Origin of the sequence: Bacillus cereus group sp. MYBKT111-2, from assembly GCF_051915205.1 — a bacterium.
In the GTDB taxonomy this organism is placed as follows: Bacteria; Bacillota; Bacilli; order Bacillales; family Bacillaceae_G; genus Bacillus_A; species Bacillus_A paranthracis.
On record NZ_JBQAEG010000031.1, the window covers coordinates 1 to 1325 of the forward strand.

The following is a 1325-nucleotide window of genomic DNA, read 5'->3' on the forward strand; positions in this document are numbered from 1 at the left end:
TAGATCCAGTAGATCCTGTAGCTCCTGTAGATCCAGTAGATCCAGTAGCTCCTGTAGATCCAGTAGGTCCAGTAGCTCCAGTAGATCCTGTAGCTCCTGTAGGTCCAGTAGCTCCAGTAGCTCCAGTAGATCCTGTAGCTCCAGTAGATCCTGTAGCTCCTGTAGGTCCAGTAGCTCCTGTAGCTCCTGTAGATCCAGTAGGTCCAGTAGATCCAGTAGCTCCAGTAGGTCCAGTAGATCCAGTAGCTCCAGTAGGTCCAGTAGATCCAGTAGCTCCTGTAGCTCCAGTAGGTCCAGTAGCTCCTGTAGGTCCAGTAGGTCCAGTAGGTCCAGTAGGTCCAGTAGATCCAGTAGCTCCAGTAGGTCCAGTAGGTCCAGTAGCTCCTGTAGGTCCAGTAGGTCCAGTAGGTCCAGTAGGTCCAGTAGATCCAGTAGCTCCAGTAGGTCCAGTAGATCCAGTAGCTCCTGTAGCTCCAGTAGGTCCAGTAGCTCCTGTAGCTCCTGTAGCTCCTGTAGGTCCAGTAGATCCAGTAGCTCCTGTAGCTCCAGTAGATCCTGTAGATCCTGTAGATCCTGTAGATCCAGTAGCTCCAGTAGATCCTGTAGATCCAGTAGCTCCTGTAGCTCCTGTAGGTCCAGTAGGTCCAGTAGGTCCAGTAGGTCCAGTAGATCCAGTAGCTCCAGTAGGTCCAGTAGGTCCAGTAGCTCCTGTAGGTCCAGTAGGTCCAGTAGGTCCAGTAGGTCCAGTAGATCCAGTAGCTCCAGTAGGTCCAGTAGATCCAGTAGCTCCTGTAGCTCCAGTAGGTCCAGTAGCTCCAGTAGCTCCTGTAGCTCCTGTAGGTCCAGTAGATCCAGTAGCTCCTGTAGCTCCAGTAGATCCTGTAGATCCTGTAGATCCTGTAGATCCAGTAGCTCCAGTAGATCCTGTAGATCCAGTAGCTCCTGTAGCTCCTGTAGGTCCAGTAGCTCCTGTAGCTCCTGTAGATCCAGTAGATCCAGTAGATCCTGTAGCTCCTGTAGATCCAGTAGCTCCAGTAGCTCCTGTAGATCCTGTAGATCCAGTAGATCCAGTAGATCCAGTAGCTCCAGTAGATCCAGTAGGTCCAGTAGCTCCTGTAGCTCCAGTAGGTCCAGTAGCTCCAGTAGATCCTGTAGCTCCAGTAGCTCCTGTAGCTCCTGTAGGTCCAGTAGCTCCTGTAGCTCCTGTAGATCCAGTAGGTCCAGTAGCTCCTGTAGCTCCTGTAGATCCAGTAGGTCCAGTAGATCCAGTAGCTCCAGTAGGTCCAGTAGATCCAGTAGCTCCTGTAGCTCCAGTAGGTCCAGTA

The 1325-nt window shown here is 52.0% G+C and carries 1 protein-coding gene; it reads right to left on the bottom strand.

The features are described 5' to 3' along the window. A partial coding sequence (locus ACTFNE_RS27345) for a hypothetical protein (protein WP_439998595.1) occupies positions 1–1325 on the bottom strand: 1325 nt, incomplete at both ends.